The organism is Chryseobacterium cucumeris, assembly GCF_001593385.1.
Classification (GTDB): Bacteria; Bacteroidota; Bacteroidia; order Flavobacteriales; family Weeksellaceae; genus Chryseobacterium; species Chryseobacterium cucumeris.
Genome location: NZ_LUVZ01000044.1, coordinates 80,433 through 100,455, shown reverse-complemented (window position 1 = coordinate 100,455; position 20,023 = coordinate 80,433). Strand labels below are relative to the sequence as shown.

Sequence of the window (20,023 nt, the reverse complement as noted above, 5' to 3'; positions counted from 1 at the left end):
TAAAATTAATTATATTTGAATAACTATCACCAATTCAAATACATATGAGATATTTAATATCTACTTTTTTATTTCTTATCTATTCCGCATTAGCTGCCCAGTCCGCCCCTTCCATAGAATGGCAAAAAGCATTGGGAGGCACCCATGGTGAATCTGCCAATGCCGTTCAGCAAACCTCCGACGGAGGATACATTGTAGCCGGACATTCTATGTCCAATGATGGAGATGTCACCGGAAATCACGGAGGAGGAGATTACTGGATCGTAAAATTAAACCCTGCAGGAGGCATACAATGGCAAAAAACGTTAGGAGGAAGCAATGTTGATGATGCACAATCCATCCGTCAAACTACCGATGGAGGATATATTATTGCCGGATCATCCAATTCCGGTGACGGAGATATCAGCGGAAATCATGGAAATTATGATTACTGGATTGTAAAACTTGATTCCAACGGGAATATGCAATGGCAGAAATCGCTGGGTGGAAGCAGTATGGATATGGCACAATCTATTCAGCAGACTTCTGAAGGAGGATATATTGTAGCCGGATCTTCAAGTTCCAATGACGGTGATGTGAGCGGAAATCATGGAGGAGGAGACTATTGGATCGTAAAATTAGATATTAACGGAAATATACAATGGCAGAAATCGCTGGGTGGAAGCAGCAGTGAACAGGTCAATTCTGTGCAGCAAACTTTTGATGGCGGGTATATTATTGCAGGAACCACCGTGTCTACAGATGGCGATATTACTGTAAGCTACGGGAACAATGACTTTTGGGTAGTAAAACTCGATTCCGGCGGAAATATGCAATGGCAAAAAACGTTGGGCAATATTGGTGATAACATAGGATATTATGCGCAACAGACTTTTGATGGCGGTTATATTGCCGTGGGCACTTCTTTTAATTCTTCAAATCTTGAGAGCGGACTTCCCGATTATTGGGTTATCAAACTAAGCAATAACGGAACCATCGAGTGGGATAAATATTTTGGAGGAAGTTTTCATGACAACGCCATAACTATTCGCCAGACTCCCGAATGGGATTATATTGTTGCGGGCTGGACAGCTTCCAACAACGGACAGGTAACCAATCACCACGGTAATCTGGATTACTGGATCATAAAACTGGACAGCAGCGGAAATCTGAAGTGGGAGAAAACCCTGGGAGGTCCCGATTTCGATTACTTAACTGCTCTTGAACTGACCGCTGATAACGGATATATTGTTTCAGGAAGTACAGGATCTACAAGTGGAGACGTTACCGGACATCATGGTATGATCGATGCCTGGATAGTTAAACTAAGTCCTGAACAGCTTGGCATTCCGGAAAATCAACAGAGGCATAAACCCAACCTCTACCCTAACCCTGCAAAAGACTTTTTCTATTTAGATCATCTGCCCCGGGAAAGTACTATTAGCATTACTGATATGTCCGGACGAAAACTTTTCTCTCAAAAATATAACGAAGAAAAAATTAAAATCAGCACATCTGCATTCATGGAAGGACTTTATATGGTACAGGTAAAAAACAGAGAAGAAATTATTCTAACAAAGAAAATAACAATCACCCGGTAACCCCTTAAAAATATCATAATTACCCTTTTCCTTCAAGAAAAGTATTAAAAAACAGAAATAGGTAAAATTTATACGACAATAATCAATAGATTCATGAATCTATAAAGTTTTTAACAATCAAGGCATATGTTTTGTATGAATTCTTCAAAAAAAAATATAGTCTAACATTTAAAAACTTTAATCATGGCAGAAGTAATTGCACAAGAAAAAGAAGGCGGAAAGCAAAAGAAAAAAATGATCCGAGTGGACATGACGCCTATGGTCGATCTGGGATTCTTACTTATCACTTTCTTTATGTTCACCACCAATTTTACAAAACCTAATGTAATGGACCTGGGACTCCCTGCAAAAGATCCAAATCCCAGTTCTATTGATAAACCGGTAATTGGAGATCAAAACCAGATTACCTTTATCCTTGGAAAAGACAACCGGGTATTTTATCATCAGAGCAATCAGAAAGATTTGAATACAGGAAACCTGAAAGAAACAGATTTCAGTGGAATAAAAATTTCAAAGATCATTGCTGAAGCGTATAAAAATGCTCCTGCACCCAACAAATTCACAGTGATTGTAAAACCAACAGATGAAGCCAACTACAAAAATTTTGTAGACATGCTGGACAACCTTGCTATTTCTAAAAAGGAACGATATGGCGTAACAGACATCAAACCTTGGGAAACAAAGGTTTATAATGAATTAACTCAATAAAAGACAAGGGCATTTTTTAAATGCTCTTTTTTTGACTAAATTTGAAAGGAGAAACAGATCCACAGTATGTAAGCTGCTGTATTATTTTTAACCTTCTAAATTTTGGAATCATGCTGAACTTTGAAAGAAAAGGAAACGGAAAAGAAACGTTGGTACTTCTTCACGGATTTATGGAAAATCTATCCATCTGGAGTGATATGGAACATCACCTTTCCAAAGATTTTTCACTGCTCAAAATTGACCTTCCCGGCCATGGACAGTCTGAAATTCTGGCTGAAGTTCACACCATGGAACTGATGGCTGAAGAAGTAAAAAAAGTATTGGATGATCAGCATTTAGAAAAAATACATCTTCTGGGACATTCTATGGGAGGATATACATCTCTCGCTTTTGCAGAAAAGTATCCTGATTCTTTAAAAAGTCTTACATTATTTTTCTCTACGTATTTTCCGGATGATGAAGAGAAAAAACAGCAGCGAATCAAAAGCTACAGAATCATCAAGGATGCTTTTGCCCATTATGCAAGAGCCGGGGTACCTAATTTATTCAATCCGAATGAAAGAGACATTCTGGAAGGTAAAATAGAAACTGCACTTGAAACAGCCCTTTCCACCAATAATTTAGGTGCTCTTTCCTGCGTAAAGGGTATGGTAGAAAGAACCGACAAAAAGCATGTGCTGGAAAACCTGGAAGCTAAAATCTTAGTACTGGCGGGTAAACATGATAATGCGGTAAAAACGGATATGATGATCAAACATCTTCCGGACAGAACGAATATCAAATCTTATATCCTGGACTGCGGACACAACGGTCATTGGGAAAAGCCAGGAATCTGCGCAGAAATCATCAATACAGAACTTCTTCACAATCTTCCTAAAAAACTGGTTTTATAAAACAGGTTACCTGACAAATTAAGCTGTGCATAACAAAAAATCCTGTATATTAGTAGAGGATAATTTGGGTAATGGCTTTATTTTCATTCAAAAAAAAGAAACCACCGGCACCACCGGTTATCGGACTTACACTTTCAGGCGGAGGAATGCGTGGGATTGCTCATATTGCCGTACTGAAAGCTTTGGAAGAATACAATCTGAAACCACACATTATTTCAGGAACCAGCGCAGGATCCATCATTGGTGCTTTTTATTCTTTTGGAAAAACGCCGGAAGAGATGATGGAAATTGTCAAGCAAACTTCTTTTTTTTCCAGGTCATCTTTAAAATTATCCAAAAACGGAATCTTCAGTTCCAATTTTATTTTAAAACTGTTCAAAGATTATTTCCCTGAAGACAATTTCGGTATTTTAAAAATTCCGGTGTATGTAGCTGCCACGGAAATGACGCATGGCATCGTAGACTTCTTTTCTGAAGGAGAGCTTTTTGGACCATTACTGGCTTCCTCAAGCGTTCCTTTTATTCTTCCACCGGTAAGAATTGGTGAGAAAATTTATGTAGACGGCGGTGTTCTGGATAACCTTCCCATTGAGCCTATCATGGATAAATGTAATTTTCTGATTGCCTCTCATGTCAATTCCATCAGCTATGATGAGTTAAGCAAGATGAGCCTGATGAAAGAATTCGACAGAATCCTTCACTTAGCGATCGCAAAGTCGGTCTATTCTAAAGCAAAATACTGCAATATTTTTCTTGATCCGCCCAAAATGACGAAATACAGTCTTTTCAACAAAAGATATATGGATGAAATGTTTCAGCAAGTGTATGATTATACCTGCCAGGAGCTTGAAGAAAAGGGGTTTCGTAGAAGTATTTAGAAGTTAATCAGAAAAATTTACAGATTTTTGCCTCTATAAACCTTCCTCTTTTACTTTTTCTTTGAAGTTGACGATCGTTCCCGCTAAAGAATCTAAAGATTTCCCTCCGGCTGCATTAATATGCCCGCCACCATTGAAATATTTTCTTGAGAATTGGTTCACATCCACATCATCTTTACTTCTGAAAGAAATTTTAACGAAGTCTTCGTACAGATCTTCCATAAAGAATGCTGACATTTTCACTCCGGCAATACTCAAACCATAATTCACAAAACCTTCCGTATCTCCTTTCTGGAAACCAAATTCTTTCAGTTCATTTCTGGTAAGACTTAACACAGCTACTGTTCCGTCATTTACCACTTCTATTCTTCCAAGAACTAAAGCAAGCAAATGCAGACGGGAAACCGTATTGGTATCCCATGTATTGGAAGTGATCATGGCAGGATCTGCACCATGTTCGATAAGATTAGCGATAATTCTGTGGGTAGTAGCGCTGGTAGAACGAAAACGGAAACCTCCTGTATCCGTCATGATTCCGGTATAAAGGCATTCTGCCATATCCTGGTTCACCAGCTTTTCATCCTCCATTGCTTCAATGAAATGATAAATCATCTGTGAAGTGGCAGGAATGACTGTATCAGAATACACAAAATCAAATTGTTCCGGCTGTTGGTGATGATCAATAAGAATTTTCTTCCCCGGAGCTTTTACCAACCAGTCTCCCAATAACCCGATTCTTGACGGAGAATTAAAATCCAGACAGAAAATAACATCTGCTCCCGCAATCATATCAGCAGCCAGTTTTCTTTTATATTCTGCAATAATAACTTTTTTAGATTCCGGCATCCATTTCAGAAATTTCGGAAAATCATTAGGTACGATAACCTCTGCATGAATTCCTTTTGCTTTCAGATAATGTTTTAATCCCAAGCTTGAACCAATAGCATCTCCATCCGGGTTATAATGGGTAAGGATCACTATTCTGCTATCCTGGGTAAGTAATGTATTAATATCTAAAAGTTCTGCTGGTGTAAACATCCGGTGTTTATTTTTCGTTAAAATTAAAGTTTTCAAAGATAGAGCTTTTATATAAATCATTTAAATATTATTTTTGTACCGGAAAAATGGTTTTGTGATGAGGGTTTGTTAACACCCGACCAAAAAACATTACATTTAATTTTAAAAAAAGATAATTAAAGTTTGTAACTTATAAAAATTTATATATCTTTGCAACCTGAAAATTAATAGATTAATTACGATTTAAACATATAGTAATGAGTAAAAGAACATTCCAGCCATCAGAAAGAAAGAGAAGAAACAAACACGGTTTCAGAGAAAGAATGTCTACGCCAAATGGAAGAAGAGTTTTGGCTGCGAGAAGAGCTAAAGGCAGAAAGAGATTAACTGTAAGTGCTGCACGCGCTAAGAGATAATTTCTAATTATCATATACAAAACATGCTTGAGAAGTTCCTTTTCAGGCATTTTTTGTTGTTAAAATTTACTAAAATTAGAGTCAAATAGACTTCTTTTTTCTATTTTTAAAGATTGAAATTTTTTTGTTAGAAAACAGCCTTTAAAATTAAATTATGCCACATACAAATATCGCCGGAGACAATATTATAAGTTTACAAAATGCAAAGATTGCGCAAAAAAACTTTACTGTACTTTCTGATGTAAATCTTAATATAAAGAAAGGTAGATTCTGCTACCTTATCGGAAAAACAGGTTCCGGAAAAAGTTCCCTACTGAAAACGCTTTACGGCCATATTCCATTAGCATCAGGACACGGAGCTGTTGTAGGATTTGATCTGGCAAAACTAAAGCCCTCTGACATCCCTAACTTAAGAAGAAAACTAGGTATCGTATTCCAGGATTTCCAGTTACTTTCAGACAGAACAGTTGAGAAAAACCTTAAGTTCGTTCTTGAGGCGACAGGATGGAATGACAAAGTAAAAATGGAAGACCGTATCAATGAGGTTTTAGGAAGCGTGAACATGAAAAGCAAGAAGCACAAAATGCCTCACGAACTTTCCGGAGGAGAGCAACAGCGTATTGCCATTGCGAGAGCTCTTCTTAACCATCCGGATCTTATCTTAGCCGATGAGCCAACAGGAAACCTTGACCCTGAGACTTCTAACGAAATTATGACGCTATTAAAGCAGGTTGCCCTTGAAAATGGAGCTGCTGTAGTAATGGCAACACATGATTACCACATGATTCAGAACTTCCCTGGTGAAGCCATCAGATGTGAAGACGGAAAAGTTTCTGTATTGGATACTTCAGAATTATTCGAATAAGAATAAAAAATAAGAAGGTCAGAAATAACTAACTTCTCTATTTAAAAACATGAAACTCTTTGGTGAGTTCAAGATATTGGTCCGAGTATTGTCTCGGACTTTTTTCTATAATAAAATCAGACTCGTTAACTTCTTTTACTTGTGATGAAAACTCCAGAATCAATCTTTTTGCCTTTGCATTTTCAATTCCTCTAATACTCACTTTTCTGTTCAGATGCAGTTTATTTTCCTTACCGATTGAAATAAAAACTTCCCCTGCTTCCACAGGTATGATTACAGAAAACATCCCTTTTTCTGACAATAATTCTGCCGCCTTACTGATCAACTGCATGAAGTTCAATTCTACGGTCTGACGAGCAATTTTATCTTTTTCAGATCCTGATTCTTCAAAATACGGAGGATTGGATACAATAAGATCAAAACGATCTTCCGTTTCAAAAGTTTTAAAGTCCTGATGACTGTTTTTCAACCTGGCCTGAAAAGGAGAATTTTCAAAATTGAGCTGGGTAAGCTTGGCAGCAGCATCATTAATATCCAGCCCTAAAAATTCCGCCTGCAGATTTCTTTGTGCCAGCATAAGAGAAATTAGTCCTGTGCCTGTTCCTACTTCCAAAATACTGGAAGCATTTTCAACATCCGCCAAAGCACCAAGCAGAACACCGTCTGTTCCTACACGGAAGACGTCTTTAGACTGCTGAATTTCAAATTGTTTAAATGTAAAAAGCTTCACTATAAATTGGTAGGCAGTGTAATAATGAATGTAGACCCCTTCCCTACTTCTGATTTCACGGAGATCTCACCTTTATAATCCTCTATCATTTTTCTCACCATGGATAAGCCAAGCCCCATCCCACTGCTTTTAGATGTAAAATTCGGTTCAAAAATTCTTTCGTACATATTTTCAGGAATCCCGACTCCGTTATCCTGAACAGAGATAATCACCCTTCTTTGATGCTGCTCCACATCTACATTGATAATGAGTTTTCTCTGATCACTCTCTGCCTGTTTTGCATTGGTAACAAGGTTTGTAATGATTCTGGAAAGATAAATCCTGTCCATATTGATCATTATATTCGTCTTATTGGCATGCATGAAAATACTGTCATCATTGAATACACGTAGAATATCTTCAACTTCCGTATTCAGATTGATCACTTCATTATTTTTTTCAGGAAGTTTGGCAAATTCTGAGAATGCTGAGGCTACTGTAGCAATCAGGTCAATCTGATCAACAATAGTTTTACTCATTTGCTTTACCCTTTCTCTGATATTCGGGTCTTCAGGATCAAATTTTCTTTCAAAATTCTGAATGGTCAACTTCATTGGCGTCAACGGATTTTTCACCTCATGAGCTACCTGCTTGGCCATTTCTCTCCACGCTTCTTCGGATGCTTTGAATCTAAGTCTTTCTTTCTGGTCCTGAATCTGTAGAATCATTCTGTTATAAGCTCTTGCCAAAGCATTAAGCTCATCATTCTTATAATATCTGATAGGGCGCATTTCATTTTCAAACAAAGTAATACGGGTAATCATATCAGAGAATTTCGTAATGGTTTTGGCAAGACTATTAGACGTAACCCAGCTAATCCATATACTAAAAAGGATAAGAAATATATCGACTAAAAGAATATACTTTACGTACTGGTGCAGAACCTCCAGATAAGCAGATTCATTATGATATAAAGGGATATAAACAATTCCGATAGGTTCAAGTTCATTATTTTTCAGCAAAAGATAGGAAGAAGTCAATTTTGCATCCTTAGCTGCATCATAATTCACCATATCTACCCTTGCATCGGTAGACAGAATCTTATTGATGATTTCTATAGGAATTGTTTTCTGCTCCACCAATCCTTCATCTTTGTTGGAAAGCAAATAGTTTCCTTTCAGATCATAAATAAAAATGTCATGCTGGTTGATATCCGCTATTTCAAAGATTTTATTCCCTAAAACTTCCGGAAGATCTTTTGTTTCAATAAGTTTCTGGCTTACCGCATAGTCCAGATATCGCATGACAGCATTGGTTTTATCCTGCATATCGATATTACTCTGCTGTAAAGAATGATTTCTCAATACAAAGTAAGGAACAAGTGATGTAGCAACGACACTTAAAAAACATACCAGCAAGAAACCGAAAAACACCCGGTTTCTTAAGCTATATCCTTTATACTTATTTATTGACATTCTACTTTTTAATTAACCTAGCAATATACTTACCAATGATATCAAATTCCAGGTTTACTTTGTCACCAATTTTCAAATGTTTCATATTTGTGAATTCCCAGGTGTAAGGAATAATGGCTACGGAAAACTGAGCATCTTCGCTTTTAGCAACAGTAAGACTGATTCCGTTTACGGTAATTGATCCCTGAGGTACCGTTACAAAAGTTCCGTCATTTTCGTACTTCATAGTAATAAAATAACTTCCGTCTTTATTTTCGATACTCACCACTTCACCGGTTTTATCAACATGCCCCTGAACAATGTGACCATCCAGTCTTCCATCCATCTTCATGCAGCGCTCAAGATTCACAACGGTTCCCAATTCCCATTTTCCAAGGTTGGTCTTTTCCAGCGTTTCGTTGATCGCTGTAACCACATAATGATTGTCTTTTATCTCAACTACTGTAAGGCAGCAGCCGTTGTGAGCAAGGCTCTGATCTATTTTCAGTTCATTTGTAAAAGGGCAAGTCAGGGTAAAATCTATATTGCTTCCTTTTTCTTCAATCTTCTCAATAACACCAACTGCTTCAATAATTCCTGTGAACATATTATTTTTTGCTAAATTTGTAAATTATAATCTTCAAAGATAATCAAAATGAGCCCAAAAAACCATAAAGTACGAGTAGGAATTTCAATCGGTGATTTCAATGGCATCGGCCCGGAGATCATTATGAAGTCTCTGAAAGACAAAACTATTACAGATTTTTTCACTCCTGTAATTTTTGGTTCGGGAAAATTATTCACTTATCAGAAAAATATTTTTAAGCTGAATCTTAATTTCAACTACGTTAACGAACCTTCACAGGCACAGGCTGGGAAACTTAATATGGTTAACCTTACCAAAGAAAACGTGAATGTAGAATTGGGAGTTCCTACTGAAGAATCTACGAAAATGGCGATTGATTCTTTAGAAGCAGCTACTGAAGCTTTGACGAAAGGAGATATTGACGTATTGGTAACTGCTCCGATCAACAAAGATGAAATGGTAAAAATGGGATTCAGACATGCGGGACATACAGGGTATTTTGAAGAGAAATTCAATAAAAAAGGATTAATGTTCCTTGTTACTGAAGATCTTAAAGTAGCTGTTTCCACGCATCATATTCCTATTGCACAGGTAGCTGAAAATATTTCCAAGGAAAAAATAAAGAAACAGATCCGAGTTTTAAACCAGACGCTGATAGAAGATTTCTGTATTCAAAAGCCTAAAATTGCAGTGCTGGGATTAAATCCTCACGCAGGAGACGGAGGTGTAATCGGAAACGAAGAAATTGAAATCATCAGCCCGGCTATTAAAGAACTTTCTGACAATGGAATACTGGCATTCGGGCCTTTCCCGGCAGACAGCTTTTTCCAGCCGAGTAAATACAAAAATTTCGATGCTGTTTTGGCGATGTATCATGACCAGGGACTGGCTCCTTTCAAAACATTAGCCTATGAGGAAGGAGTAAATTATACTGCGGGACTTCCTTTTATCAGAACATCTCCCGATCACGGAGTTGCTTACGATATTGCAGGAAAAAACGTGGCCGATGAGCAGAGTTTTACAGAAGCAATCTTCACAGCGATCAAGGTTTTCAAGAATAGAAGTGAATACAGTGAACTGATGAATGACCGCCTTCAGCCTAGAAAAATGGCTGTAGACAATGGAATAGATGAAGATCTACCGGAGGAAACTGAAGCATAAATCTTTAAAACAAATTTTAAATTAATTTGTTTCAGATTTTATTTGTTATTATAAAAAAAATGCATATTTTTGCACACTCATTTTATGGACAAGTTAAGAAACTATGACGTAAGCTTTTCCGGACTTAAAAACGGAAAACACGAGTTCAAGTTTGAGATAGATAAAACGTTCTTTCAATTATTTGACACTGAGCAGGAATTTACAAATCCTAGAATAGAAGTGAATGTATCACTTGATAAACACACTACTTTTTTAGAATTTGAGATTAAAATTAATGGATGGGTTGAGTTGGTTTGTGATATCACAAATGAAAATTTCGACTATCCTATTGAGAATGAAATCAAAATTCTGGTGAATTTCGGGGAAGAATATGATGACAGCAATGAAGATGTTATTACTATTCCTACTGCAGAGCATGCTTTCAATGTAGCACATTTGATTTACGAAAATGTAATGCTTTCTATTCCGATGAAAAAGATTTCACCGAATGTAAGTGATGAAGATCTTAAAATTCTTGACCAGTTCAGTCCTAAAGATATTGAGGTAACTGAAGAAGAAGAACATGAAAGTGACCCTAGATGGGATGCTTTAAGAAAATTAAAAGACAATAATTAAATAGAATAATTTAAATATGATGAGATGATGAATCTCATCGCTCATCAATTAAAAAAGTTATTAGAAAATGGCACATCCAAAGAGAAGACAGTCGTCTACAAGAAGAGATAAGAGAAGAACTCACTACAAAGCTGTAGTTCCTCAATTAGCTAAAGATGCAACAACAGGAGAGCTTCACCTATACCACAGAGCTCACTGGCATGAAGGAAAATTATACTACAGAGGTAAAGTAGTATTGGAAAAAGAAGTAGCTGCTACTGAAGAAAACTAAGAGTCGCTTTTCGCTGAAAAAGCCTCATTTTAATACAAAAACCGCCCAATTTTGATAAAATTTGGCGGTTTTTTGTTGTTTTTTACGTTTTTTTGGTATCTTTGGCATCAAATCAAATATCAAATTTATGGACATTAAAGACATACAAAATCTTATCAAGTTTGTATCTAAGGCTGAAGTATCAGAAGTGAAGTACAAAACTAAAGATTTCGAAATCACTATTAAAACTCCATTAGCTGGAAGCGATGCTGTTTATGCACAACCTGCAGTATACCACACTGCTCCACAAGCGGTAGCTGCTCCAGCACCTGTTGCAACTCCGGCCGCTCCTGTTGCTGAAAAAGCTGAAGCTGCATCTGATGACAGCAAATATGTAACAATCAAATCTCCAATGATTGGTACTTTCTATAGAAAACCATCTCCTGATAAAGATGTATTCGTAAATGTAGGTGACGAAGTTTCTGTTGGTAAAGTAGTTTGTGTTATTGAAGCAATGAAACTATTCAACCAGATTGAATCTGAAATCAGCGGAAAAATTGTTAAAATTTTAGTGGATGACGCTACTCCTGTAGAGTATGACCAACCTTTATTCTTAGTAGATCCATCTTAATTTAGAAGTTAGATGTTAGACATTAGATGTTAGATTAAATTCTACATTAAAATAACATTATCTAATTTTCAAATTATCTAATTTTCAAATTGAAGAAGATGTTCAAAAAAATATTAATAGCCAATCGAGGCGAAATTGCAATGCGTATTTTACGTACTTGTAAAGAAATGGGGATCAAAACCGTTGCGGTATACTCTACTGCTGATAAAGACAGTCTTCACGTAAGATTTGCTGATGAAGCAGTATGTATTGGCCCTGCAATGAGTAAAGACTCATATCTTAAAATCCCTAACATTATTGCTGCTGCGGAAATTACAAATGCTGATGCGATTCACCCAGGTTACGGATTCTTATCTGAAAATGCTAACTTCTCAAGAATCTGCCAGAAGAACGGTATCAAATTTATTGGTGCTTCTCCTGAACAGATTGAAAAAATGGGAGACAAAGCAAATGCTAAGGCTACCATGAAAGCAGCAGGTGTACCATGTGTACCAGGTTCTGACGGATTGATCGAATCTTACGAACACGCTGTAAAAGTAGCTGAAGAAACAGGTTACCCTGTCATGATCAAAGCTACTGCTGGTGGTGGAGGTAAAGGAATGAGAGCTGTTTGGAAAGCTGAAGACCTTAAAGATCACTGGGAATCTGCTATTCAGGAAGCTGTAGCTGCCTTTGGAAACGGAGGTATGTATATGGAAAAACTGATTGAAGAGCCTAGACACATCGAAATTCAGGTTGCGGGTGACCAATTCGGTAAAGCGTGCCACCTTTCTGAAAGAGACTGTTCTGTACAGAGAAGAAATCAGAAATTAACTGAAGAAACACCTTCTCCTTTCATGACAGACGAACTTCGTGAGAAAATGGGAGAAGCTGCCGTAAAAGCTGCTGAATTCATTGGATATGAAGGTGTAGGAACTATCGAATTCCTTGTAGACAAACATAGAAATTTCTATTTCATGGAAATGAATACAAGAATCCAGGTAGAGCACCCTATCACTGAGCAGGTAATTGATTATGACCTGATCAGAGAGCAAATTCTTCTTGCTGCAGGAACTCCTATTTCAGGAATTAACTATTATCCTAAATTACATTCAATCGAATGTAGAATCAACGCAGAAGACCCTTACGCAGACTTCAGACCGTCTCCGGGAAAAATCACAGGATTAAATATCCCTGGAGGACACGGAATCAGAGTAGACACTCACGTTTATTCCGGATATACAATCCCTTCTAACTATGACTCTATGATTGCCAAGCTTATCACTACGGCTCAGACCCGTGAAGAAGCTATTGCAAAAATGAGACGTGCTCTTGAAGAATTCTATATTGAAGGAGTAAAAACAACTATTCCTTTCCACAGACAGCTGATGGATAATGAAGATTATCTTTCAGGAAACTATACTACAAAATTCATGGAAGATTTTGTAATGGATAGAAAATACGATAATCACTAAAAAGAATTATCATTCATATAAAAAGAAGGCGTCCGAAAAGGCGCCTTCTTCAGTTTTATACTCTACTTCGTTCTAATAAAGCAGGAAAAGTTATTTTTGTAGTATCAATTAAAACCGACATAGGAGCGATGACATCAGCAATACAGGAGAAATTAGCAGAGACACTTCAGATTTCTATGGAGCGTGCGAAGGAATTTTTGGATATTTGCTATATCGTAACTTATGATAAAAACAAAATGATAGTACCTAAAAATGGAGTATTTGATCGTTTAGGACTCATTTTGAATGGCGCCGTCCGGATTTATTATATCAACGAGAAAGGCGAGGATATCAGCTATCTTTTGCAGGTGAATAATGATGTAATTGGTGATTACGCAAGCTATATTACCGGAAAAAAATCAATGGCAATTATACAGGCTCTTCTAAAAACTGAAGTTTTATATTTTGATAAAAAAGATGTTGAGATTTTAATTCAGAAAGATATTTGCTGGCTTGGGCTGGCAAAACGCATATCGGATCTAGCTTTTCTGGATGCAAAACAAAGGCTTGACGAACTGTTCTTTTATACACCGGAAGAACGCTATATCAATCTTTTGAAAAAGTCACCCGAAATCTTGAACAAAATTCCACAGAAATATATTTCGTCATATTTAGGAATTACGCCACAATCGTTGAGCAGAATCCGGAAAAGAATTTGCTAATTTCAGAAAATTAACTTAAGTGAACGTTTTTGGTTTTTTCAGCCCTTAATTTTGCCTCATAATATAAATGCAATCACAATGAAAATAGCAATTATCGGTGGCGGAATTGGTGGTTTGACAACAGCTTTAGCCTTACAAAAAAATAATCTGGACGTTACCGTTTACGAAAGTGCACCCGAAATAAAACCTGTGGGCGCCGGAATCATTATGGCTAATAATGCCATGCAGATTTTTGACAAACTAAGCATTCGCCACAAAATCGAAATGGCAGGTCATAAAATTTCAACTATTAACATTACTGATCCACAGCTCAAAACCATATCGGACGTACAACTGAATACATTCGAAAGTAAATATGGAGTAAGCAACACTGCCATCCATCGTGCTGATTTACAAAATATTCTAACTGAAGAAATTGGTTTTAAAAACATTGAACTTTCTAAACGTTTATCCAAAATCGAACAGGAAAACGGTTATCAACTCACTTTTGAAGACGGAACTATCGCTAATGCAGATGCTGTTATTGGAGCAGATGGAATTAAATCAGTAGTACGTCATCAAATTTTAAATATTGGAAAACTCAGATCTTCCAAGCAAAAATGCTGGCGTGGCGTCATCGAATCTGATTGGACAGAAAAATATAATCACCATGCTTATGAAGCCTGGGGAAAAGGCAGACGCTTCGGCTTCGTGAAAATTAGTGATCACAAAGTTTACTGGTACGCTGTGGTTAACGAGCACCTGGTCAAAAATCCCAATAATCTTGCTGAGCTTTTTGCTGAATTTAATCCCGAAATTCCAAGAATGATTTCCGTAACACCGCAAGAAAAAATATTTGTTAGTGACATTATCGATTTGGAACCGATTTATCAATGGCAAAAAGACCGTGTTTGCCTGATTGGCGATGCAGCCCATGCAACGACTCCTAATATGGGACAAGGTGCCTGCCAGGCCGTTGAAGATGCATATATCCTAGGAAAACTTTTTGGTGAAGGGAAAAACGTGGATGAAGTCTTCACTCAATACGAAAAACTGCGTATGAAAAAAGCGCATTACATTGTTAACACAAGCTCAGCCATCGGTAAAATTTCACACTATGAGAACAGTCTGGCAGTTTGGCTCCGTAATACTTTACTAAAGGCAACACCTGGCTCTGTTAACGAAAAACAAATGGAAAAAGTTTTTGATATTTCGTACCAGAACAATTTATAAGATAAACCCTAATCAAAAGCTACTTAGGGAACAGCATTTAAAAATTATAGTCCTGATGGAACAGCAAATCAATATCGGAATAATTAAAATGTAGAATTATCTTCTCAGTATAAATTTCTTATTCTTAAAGATAGAATACCTGCAACTGTTATCCGTTAAGAAAATATTTTCCATTAGAGGATTCATTTTACCTCAAAATATACTCTAATCACAGCCTTATACTCTACTCTATTTTTGTTTATGAGTATCATTAATATTGCGTAAATTTGTTGAAAACCAAAATATATGTCAACAGCAGAACAAACAAAAAACTCGCAGTATTTTATTGACCTTGAAGACAAACATGGAGCACACAACTATCACCCACTTCCAGTAGTTCTGGACCGCGGAGAAGGTGTTTTCGTTTGGGACGTGGAAGGTAAAAGGTACTATGATTTTCTTTCAGCATATTCTGCCGTGAACCAAGGACATTCTCACCCTAAAATCGTAGGTGCTTTGGTAGAACAGGCCCAAAAGCTTGCTTTAACTTCAAGAGCTTTCTACAACTCTAAATTAGGAGAATACGAGCAGAAAATAACAACTCTTTTTGGATTTGATAAAGTTTTACCAATGAATTCCGGAGCTGAAGCTGTGGAAACTGCTGTAAAACTAGCCAGAAAGTGGAGTTATGAAGTAAAAGGAATTGCTGAAAACGCAGCGAAAATTATCGTTTGCGAAAACAATTTCCACGGAAGAACGACAACTATTGTTTCGTTCTCTAACGATCCGGATGCCAACCAAAACTACGGACCTTTTACGCCAGGATTTATCAAAATTCCTTATAACGATATTGCAGCCTTAGAAGAAGTTCTGAGCAGAGAAGCTGGAAATATTGCTGCATTCCTTGTAGAACCTATTCAGGGAGAAGCCGGAGTATATGTTCCGGATGAAAACTTCCTTAAAAATGCTTCTGAATTATGTAAAAAATACAATGTTCTTTTCATTGCTGATGAAGTTCAGACAGGTATTGCAAGAACAGGAAAACTGATTGCATGCCACCACGAAAATGTACAGCCGGATATCCTGATTTTAGGAAAAGCACTTTCCGGAGGAATGTATCCTGTATCTGCTGTATTAGCAAATGATAACATCATGAATGTTATCAAACCGGGACAACACGGTTCTACATTCGGAGGAAACCCTATTGCCTGTGCAGTAGCAGTGGCAGCATTGGATGTGGTAGCTGATGAAAAACTGTCTGAAAGAGCAGAAGAGTTAGGAAAGCTTTTCAGAGCTGAAATAGAGAAGCTTATTGAAAAGACAGACCTTATTACCAAAGTAAGAGGAAAAGGTCTTTTAAATGCTATCCTTATCAATGATACCCCTGATAGTTCTACTGCATGGAACCTTTGCTTGCAATTAAAAGAAAACGGATTGCTGGCAAAACCTACGCATGGCAATATCATCAGACTTGCACCGCCACTGGTAATTACTGAAGAGCAATTGCTGGATTGTGTGAAAATTATTGAGAAGACAATTCTTGAGTATAAATAAATGGCTCTTTCCCTTGCAATCATTACTTATAATGAAGAAGAGAATATTGTAAGACTTTTAGATTCATTAACAGATATTGTGGATGAAATAATTATTGTCGACAGCTTTTCTACAGATAAGACCAAAGAGATTTGCACTCAAAAATATCCTCAGGTAAAATTCTTTGAGAAAAAATTTAATGGGTATGGTGAACAAAAAAACCATGCCCTTGCTCTATGTTCCCATGAATGGGTTTTGTTTCTGGATGCCGACGAAGTTCCTGATGAAACTCTGAAAAGATCTATACAACGCATTACTTCTTCTGGAAGCACCGGATTCAATGTGTATAAAGCAAAATTCAACAATCATCTTGGGATTCACCTGATCCGATTTGGTGGTTGGGGAAATGTATGCCGTGAAAGGCTTTTCAGAAAAAAATATGCAAAGTATTCTGATGATAAAGTCCATGAATTTTTGATTACTGATCAGAAAGTGGGTCTTATGGAAGGAAAGCTGGATCATTATACTTATAAAAGCATTCATCATCATGTTTCGAAAATCAATAAATATTCGGATATGATGGCTGAAAAGATGTTTGAGAGAGGAAAAAGAATCAATAGATTTAAAATTATTGTAAGCCCAATGTTTGAGTTTATTAAGGTTTTTATTTTCAAACTTGGTTTTCTGGATGGATTTCCAGGATTTTACATTGCCAAAACAATGTCTTATTACACCTTCCTGAAATACATAAAATTGCATGAAAAAACACGACTGTACGAAAAAATACGGTTGCAGGAAATTGAAAAAAATACAGTAAAATAGTATGATTCTGTATCTTATTCCTCTTTTATTGGCGGTATTTATCGTTGTATATTTCCGTCTCTATTTATTTGCCTTTCCCTACAACAGACTGGTCATTCTTATGTATCACCAGGTTGAAAAAGAAAGTCATGAAGATCTTACCGTCAGTTTAAAAAATCTTGAACAGCAGTTTTCATATCTGAGTTCGAAAAAATATACTTCCTATTTTTTTTCGGAACTTACTCTTTCAGCAAAAAGAAACATTGTCATCACCTTTGATGATGGATATAGAAACAACCTTGAGTATCTCCCCTATTTACTGGAAAAGTATAATCTGAAGGCAACAATTTTTATTCCAACAGGATTTATTGAAAAGGGATATAATAATTATTCAATGATGACCTTTGATGAAATCAGAAGTCTGGATAAAAAATATTTTGAGATTGCCCTTCATAGCCATGCCCATGAAAATGTAAGAAACGTGTCTTTAGACTTTATAGAAAAAGATCTAAAAAAAAACATGGAGATTCTCGATGCCGAAAATATAAGATATTCAAAGGTTTTGGCATATCCTTATGGAAAATATCCACAAAAAAAACATGATAAATTAGCATTTTTTTCTATTTTGAAAGAATTAGGAATTGATTTTGCAGTAAGAATTGGAAATAAAGTGAATTATTACCCTACCCAGCGCCCATACGAACTGTGTAGAATTGATATAAAAGGCAAAGATTCGCTTATAAAATTCAAATTAAAACTTATCTTTGGCAGACTAAAACTATTTTAAAAAACAATTTTAGGGAAGTATTTACTTACTTCTCTGTCAAACAAAGCGTTGTGATGAATATAAGTGGTTTGATCATAACATATAATGAAGAAAAAAATATACAGGATGTCCTGGAATCTTTTGATTTCTGCGATGAAATAATAGTAGTAGATTCTTTTAGCACGGATAACACTGTAGAAATTGCAAAGAAATTCCCCAATGTAAAGGTGATTCAGAATAAATTTGAAGACTTTACAAAGCAAAGAAATCTGGCTCTGGATACTGCAACCAATGACTGGGTTTTATTTTTGGATGGTGATGAGAGAATTACACCAGCCCTGAAGCAGGAAATTATTGATAAGCTGAATAAACCCGGGCAAAAAGATGCCTATTATTTTTACAGGAAATTCTTTTTTGCCCAGAAACCAATTCATTTTTCGGGAACACAGTCTGATAAAAATTTCAGGCTATTCAGAAAATCGAAAGCCAGATATATGGCAGGAAAAAAGGTACATGAAACTCTGGAGGTTAATGGAACCATTGGAGTTTTAAAAAATAAATTACTCCATTACTCCGTTTCAGATTATGAATCTTACAAAAAAAAAATGATTCATTACGGAGTTTTAAAGGGGAAAGAACTGGCTGCTAAAGGAAAAAAGTACAGTGTTTGGATTCAATATCTTAAAACTGCTTTTAAATTTTTTAAAGCCTATATAATGAGACTTGGTATTTTAGACGGAAAAGAAGGCTATCAGTTATCTTACCTGCAATCTTTAAGCGTTTATGAAACCTATGAATCATTAAAAAAAGAGCAAAATTAGTTGAATGAAGATTTGTATCATTAGTTATGATTTTTGGGATTATGATAAGTATATTGTTGAAACATTATGCCAGCGAGGTATTGATGCTCATCATATAAAGATCAGTACCGTTACTCATTCCAACTTCAACGAAAGAGCTGTAAATGCTTTAAGCAAAACTTTTTTAAACAAAAATCTTAAGACTGAAAAAAGACAGAAATATGTTCTGGATTCTCTGGAAAAATTAGGGCATCAGGATCAGATTCTGGTGATGAATCCTGATACATTTGATCTGTCTACCCTTAAAAAAATCCGAAAATCTACAGACCGCCTGGTAACCTATCTTTACGATAATCTTGAAAGAGTTCCTGTGGAAGACAAACTCTATCTTTTTGACAAAGTATTTTCCTTTGATTATATTGATGTTAAAAAACACGGCTTTGAAAAATTAACCAATTATATTTATCTTCCGCATTGTGCAAAAGAGTCTCAAAAGCCTGAAATGGATCTTTTTTACATTACCTCTTATGACAACAGAAGGGTTTCATTGATAAAACTATTGGCTAAAAAGCTCATTGAACAAGGATTGAAGTTCCAGATTATGATCATTGGAAAAAAATCCTGGAAGCATCAGCTCACCAATATGTTCATGACAGTGCCTAAGAATCTTTTCCTGGTGTTCAGCATTAAGAAGATTCCGCATAATGATCTTCCAAAATATTATAAGAATTCAAAAGTACTACTGGATTTGATGCGTGAAGGGCAATATGGACTCAGTTTCAGAGTTTTTGAAGCCATGTCTCTGGAAAAGAAAATCATAACTGATAATGAAGCCATTAAAACCTACGATTTTTACAATCCCAATAATATTTTGATTTTAAACAAAAATATTAGTAATCTTGACAAATCTTTTTTTGAAAAACCTTACGAGAAAATTCCGGAAGAAATCTACTACAGATATACTTTGGATAGTTGGGTAAATAAAGTTTTTGAACTCGATACTAAAAACTGACA

Annotated in this window: 22 protein-coding genes; 18 read left to right on the top strand and 4 right to left on the bottom strand. The window is 36.2% G+C overall.

Annotation, left to right across the window (positions count from 1 at the left end; genetic code table 11):
• Nucleotides 1-44: 44 nt before the first annotated feature.
• The 4 genes from A1704_RS23915 to A1704_RS19685 all read left to right on the top strand — a co-directional run bounded on the left by A1704_RS23915 (nucleotide 45) and on the right by A1704_RS19685 (nucleotide 4,059).
• Nucleotides 45-1,580, top strand: a complete 1,536-nt coding sequence (locus A1704_RS23915; RefSeq protein ID WP_065119701.1) for a T9SS type A sorting domain-containing protein — start codon at nucleotides 45-47, stop codon at nucleotides 1,578-1,580.
• A gap of 183 nt (nucleotides 1,581-1,763) precedes the next feature.
• Nucleotides 1,764-2,288, top strand: a complete 525-nt coding sequence (locus A1704_RS19695) for a biopolymer transporter ExbD (protein ID WP_062675738.1) — start codon at nucleotides 1,764-1,766, stop codon at nucleotides 2,286-2,288.
• 110 nt (nucleotides 2,289-2,398) lie between these two features.
• A complete protein-coding gene (locus tag A1704_RS19690) occupies nucleotides 2,399-3,181 on the top strand; it encodes an alpha/beta fold hydrolase (protein WP_062675917.1) in 783 nt (260 codons plus the stop codon).
• A gap of 71 nt (nucleotides 3,182-3,252) precedes the next feature.
• Nucleotides 3,253-4,059, top strand: coding sequence for a patatin-like phospholipase family protein (locus A1704_RS19685; protein ID WP_062675737.1), 807 nt, complete (start codon nucleotides 3,253-3,255; stop codon nucleotides 4,057-4,059).
• A gap of 33 nt (nucleotides 4,060-4,092) precedes the next feature.
• Here the strand turns inward: A1704_RS19685 and A1704_RS19680 are convergent, their stop codons facing one another.
• Entirely contained in the window at nucleotides 4,093-5,097 is a 1,005-nt protein-coding gene (locus A1704_RS19680) for a DHH family phosphoesterase (RefSeq protein ID WP_062675916.1), read from the bottom strand.
• A gap of 236 nt (nucleotides 5,098-5,333) precedes the next feature.
• Here A1704_RS19680 and rpmH point away from each other — a divergent pair, with 236 nt between their 5' ends.
• Together rpmH and A1704_RS19670 are read left to right on the top strand one after the other, a co-directional pair.
• On the top strand, nucleotides 5,334-5,492 hold the full coding sequence (rpmH, locus tag A1704_RS19675; protein WP_002976260.1) for a 50S ribosomal protein L34: 159 nt from the start codon (nucleotides 5,334-5,336) through the stop codon (nucleotides 5,490-5,492).
• 154 nt (nucleotides 5,493-5,646) lie between these two features.
• The gene (locus A1704_RS19670; protein ID WP_062675736.1) at nucleotides 5,647-6,357 is read left to right on the top strand and encodes a cell division ATP-binding protein FtsE; all 711 of its coding nucleotides are present in this window, start codon (nucleotides 5,647-5,649) and stop codon (nucleotides 6,355-6,357) included.
• 37 nt (nucleotides 6,358-6,394) lie between these two features.
• Here the strand turns inward: A1704_RS19670 and A1704_RS19665 are convergent, their stop codons facing one another.
• The 3 genes from A1704_RS19665 to A1704_RS19655 are packed head-to-tail and all read right to left on the bottom strand — an operon-like array spanning nucleotide 6,395 to nucleotide 9,127.
• Nucleotides 6,395-7,087: a tRNA1(Val) (adenine(37)-N6)-methyltransferase gene (locus A1704_RS19665; RefSeq protein ID WP_062675735.1), complete on the bottom strand. Its 693-nt coding sequence runs from the start codon at nucleotides 7,085-7,087 to the stop codon at nucleotides 6,395-6,397.
• On the bottom strand, nucleotides 7,087-8,541 hold the full coding sequence (locus A1704_RS19660) for a sensor histidine kinase (protein WP_062675734.1): 1,455 nt from the start codon (nucleotides 8,539-8,541) through the stop codon (nucleotides 7,087-7,089). The genes A1704_RS19665 and A1704_RS19660 overlap by 1 nt, the downstream gene beginning before the upstream one ends.
• Before the next feature lies 1 nt (nucleotide 8,542).
• A complete protein-coding gene (locus A1704_RS19655) occupies nucleotides 8,543-9,127 on the bottom strand; it encodes a riboflavin synthase (protein WP_062675733.1) in 585 nt (194 codons plus the stop codon).
• A gap of 48 nt (nucleotides 9,128-9,175) precedes the next feature.
• Here A1704_RS19655 and pdxA point away from each other — a divergent pair, with 48 nt between their 5' ends.
• The 12 genes from pdxA to A1704_RS19595 all read left to right on the top strand — a co-directional run bounded on the left by pdxA (nucleotide 9,176) and on the right by A1704_RS19595 (nucleotide 20,021).
• Nucleotides 9,176-10,267 carry a 4-hydroxythreonine-4-phosphate dehydrogenase PdxA gene (gene pdxA / locus A1704_RS19650; RefSeq protein WP_062675732.1) on the top strand — a complete coding sequence of 364 codons (1,092 nt, stop codon included), beginning with the start codon at nucleotides 9,176-9,178 and terminating at the stop codon, nucleotides 10,265-10,267.
• Between the two features lie 84 nt (nucleotides 10,268-10,351).
• Nucleotides 10,352-10,882, top strand: coding sequence for a YceD family protein (locus tag A1704_RS19645; RefSeq protein WP_062675731.1), 531 nt, complete (start codon nucleotides 10,352-10,354; stop codon nucleotides 10,880-10,882).
• A gap of 67 nt (nucleotides 10,883-10,949) precedes the next feature.
• Complete coding sequence (gene rpmF, locus A1704_RS19640) at nucleotides 10,950-11,153, top strand: 50S ribosomal protein L32 (protein ID WP_002976251.1); 204 nt, start codon at nucleotides 10,950-10,952, stop codon at nucleotides 11,151-11,153.
• Nucleotides 11,154-11,280: 127 nt separating this feature from the next.
• The gene (gene accB / locus A1704_RS19635) at nucleotides 11,281-11,763 is read left to right on the top strand and encodes an acetyl-CoA carboxylase biotin carboxyl carrier protein (protein WP_034692974.1); all 483 of its coding nucleotides are present in this window, start codon (nucleotides 11,281-11,283) and stop codon (nucleotides 11,761-11,763) included.
• A 98-nt stretch (nucleotides 11,764-11,861) separates the two neighbouring features.
• Entirely contained in the window at nucleotides 11,862-13,217 is a 1,356-nt protein-coding gene (accC, locus tag A1704_RS19630) for an acetyl-CoA carboxylase biotin carboxylase subunit (RefSeq protein ID WP_062675730.1), read from the top strand.
• A gap of 128 nt (nucleotides 13,218-13,345) precedes the next feature.
• Nucleotides 13,346-13,918 (top strand): Crp/Fnr family transcriptional regulator, encoded by a 573-nt coding sequence (locus A1704_RS19625; RefSeq protein WP_065119699.1) that lies wholly within the window; start codon nucleotides 13,346-13,348, stop codon nucleotides 13,916-13,918.
• A 78-nt stretch (nucleotides 13,919-13,996) separates the two neighbouring features.
• Nucleotides 13,997-15,130 carry an FAD-dependent oxidoreductase gene (locus A1704_RS19620; RefSeq protein WP_062675728.1) on the top strand — a complete coding sequence of 378 codons (1,134 nt, stop codon included), beginning with the start codon at nucleotides 13,997-13,999 and terminating at the stop codon, nucleotides 15,128-15,130.
• Between the two features lie 285 nt (nucleotides 15,131-15,415).
• Complete coding sequence (gene rocD, locus A1704_RS19615) at nucleotides 15,416-16,663, top strand: ornithine--oxo-acid transaminase (protein ID WP_062675727.1); 1,248 nt, start codon at nucleotides 15,416-15,418, stop codon at nucleotides 16,661-16,663.
• On the top strand, nucleotides 16,664-17,464 hold the full coding sequence (locus A1704_RS19610; protein ID WP_062675726.1) for a glycosyltransferase family 2 protein: 801 nt from the start codon (nucleotides 16,664-16,666) through the stop codon (nucleotides 17,462-17,464). It abuts the gene before it with no gap.
• A 1-nt stretch (nucleotide 17,465) separates the two neighbouring features.
• Nucleotides 17,466-18,230, top strand: a complete 765-nt coding sequence (locus A1704_RS19605; protein ID WP_062675725.1) for a polysaccharide deacetylase family protein — start codon at nucleotides 17,466-17,468, stop codon at nucleotides 18,228-18,230.
• Between the two features lie 53 nt (nucleotides 18,231-18,283).
• Nucleotides 18,284-19,030, top strand: coding sequence for a glycosyltransferase family 2 protein (locus A1704_RS19600; protein WP_062675724.1), 747 nt, complete (start codon nucleotides 18,284-18,286; stop codon nucleotides 19,028-19,030).
• A 4-nt stretch (nucleotides 19,031-19,034) separates the two neighbouring features.
• Nucleotides 19,035-20,021: a glycosyltransferase family protein gene (locus tag A1704_RS19595; protein ID WP_062675723.1), complete on the top strand. Its 987-nt coding sequence runs from the start codon at nucleotides 19,035-19,037 to the stop codon at nucleotides 20,019-20,021.
• Nucleotides 20,022-20,023: the final 2 nt, after the last annotated feature.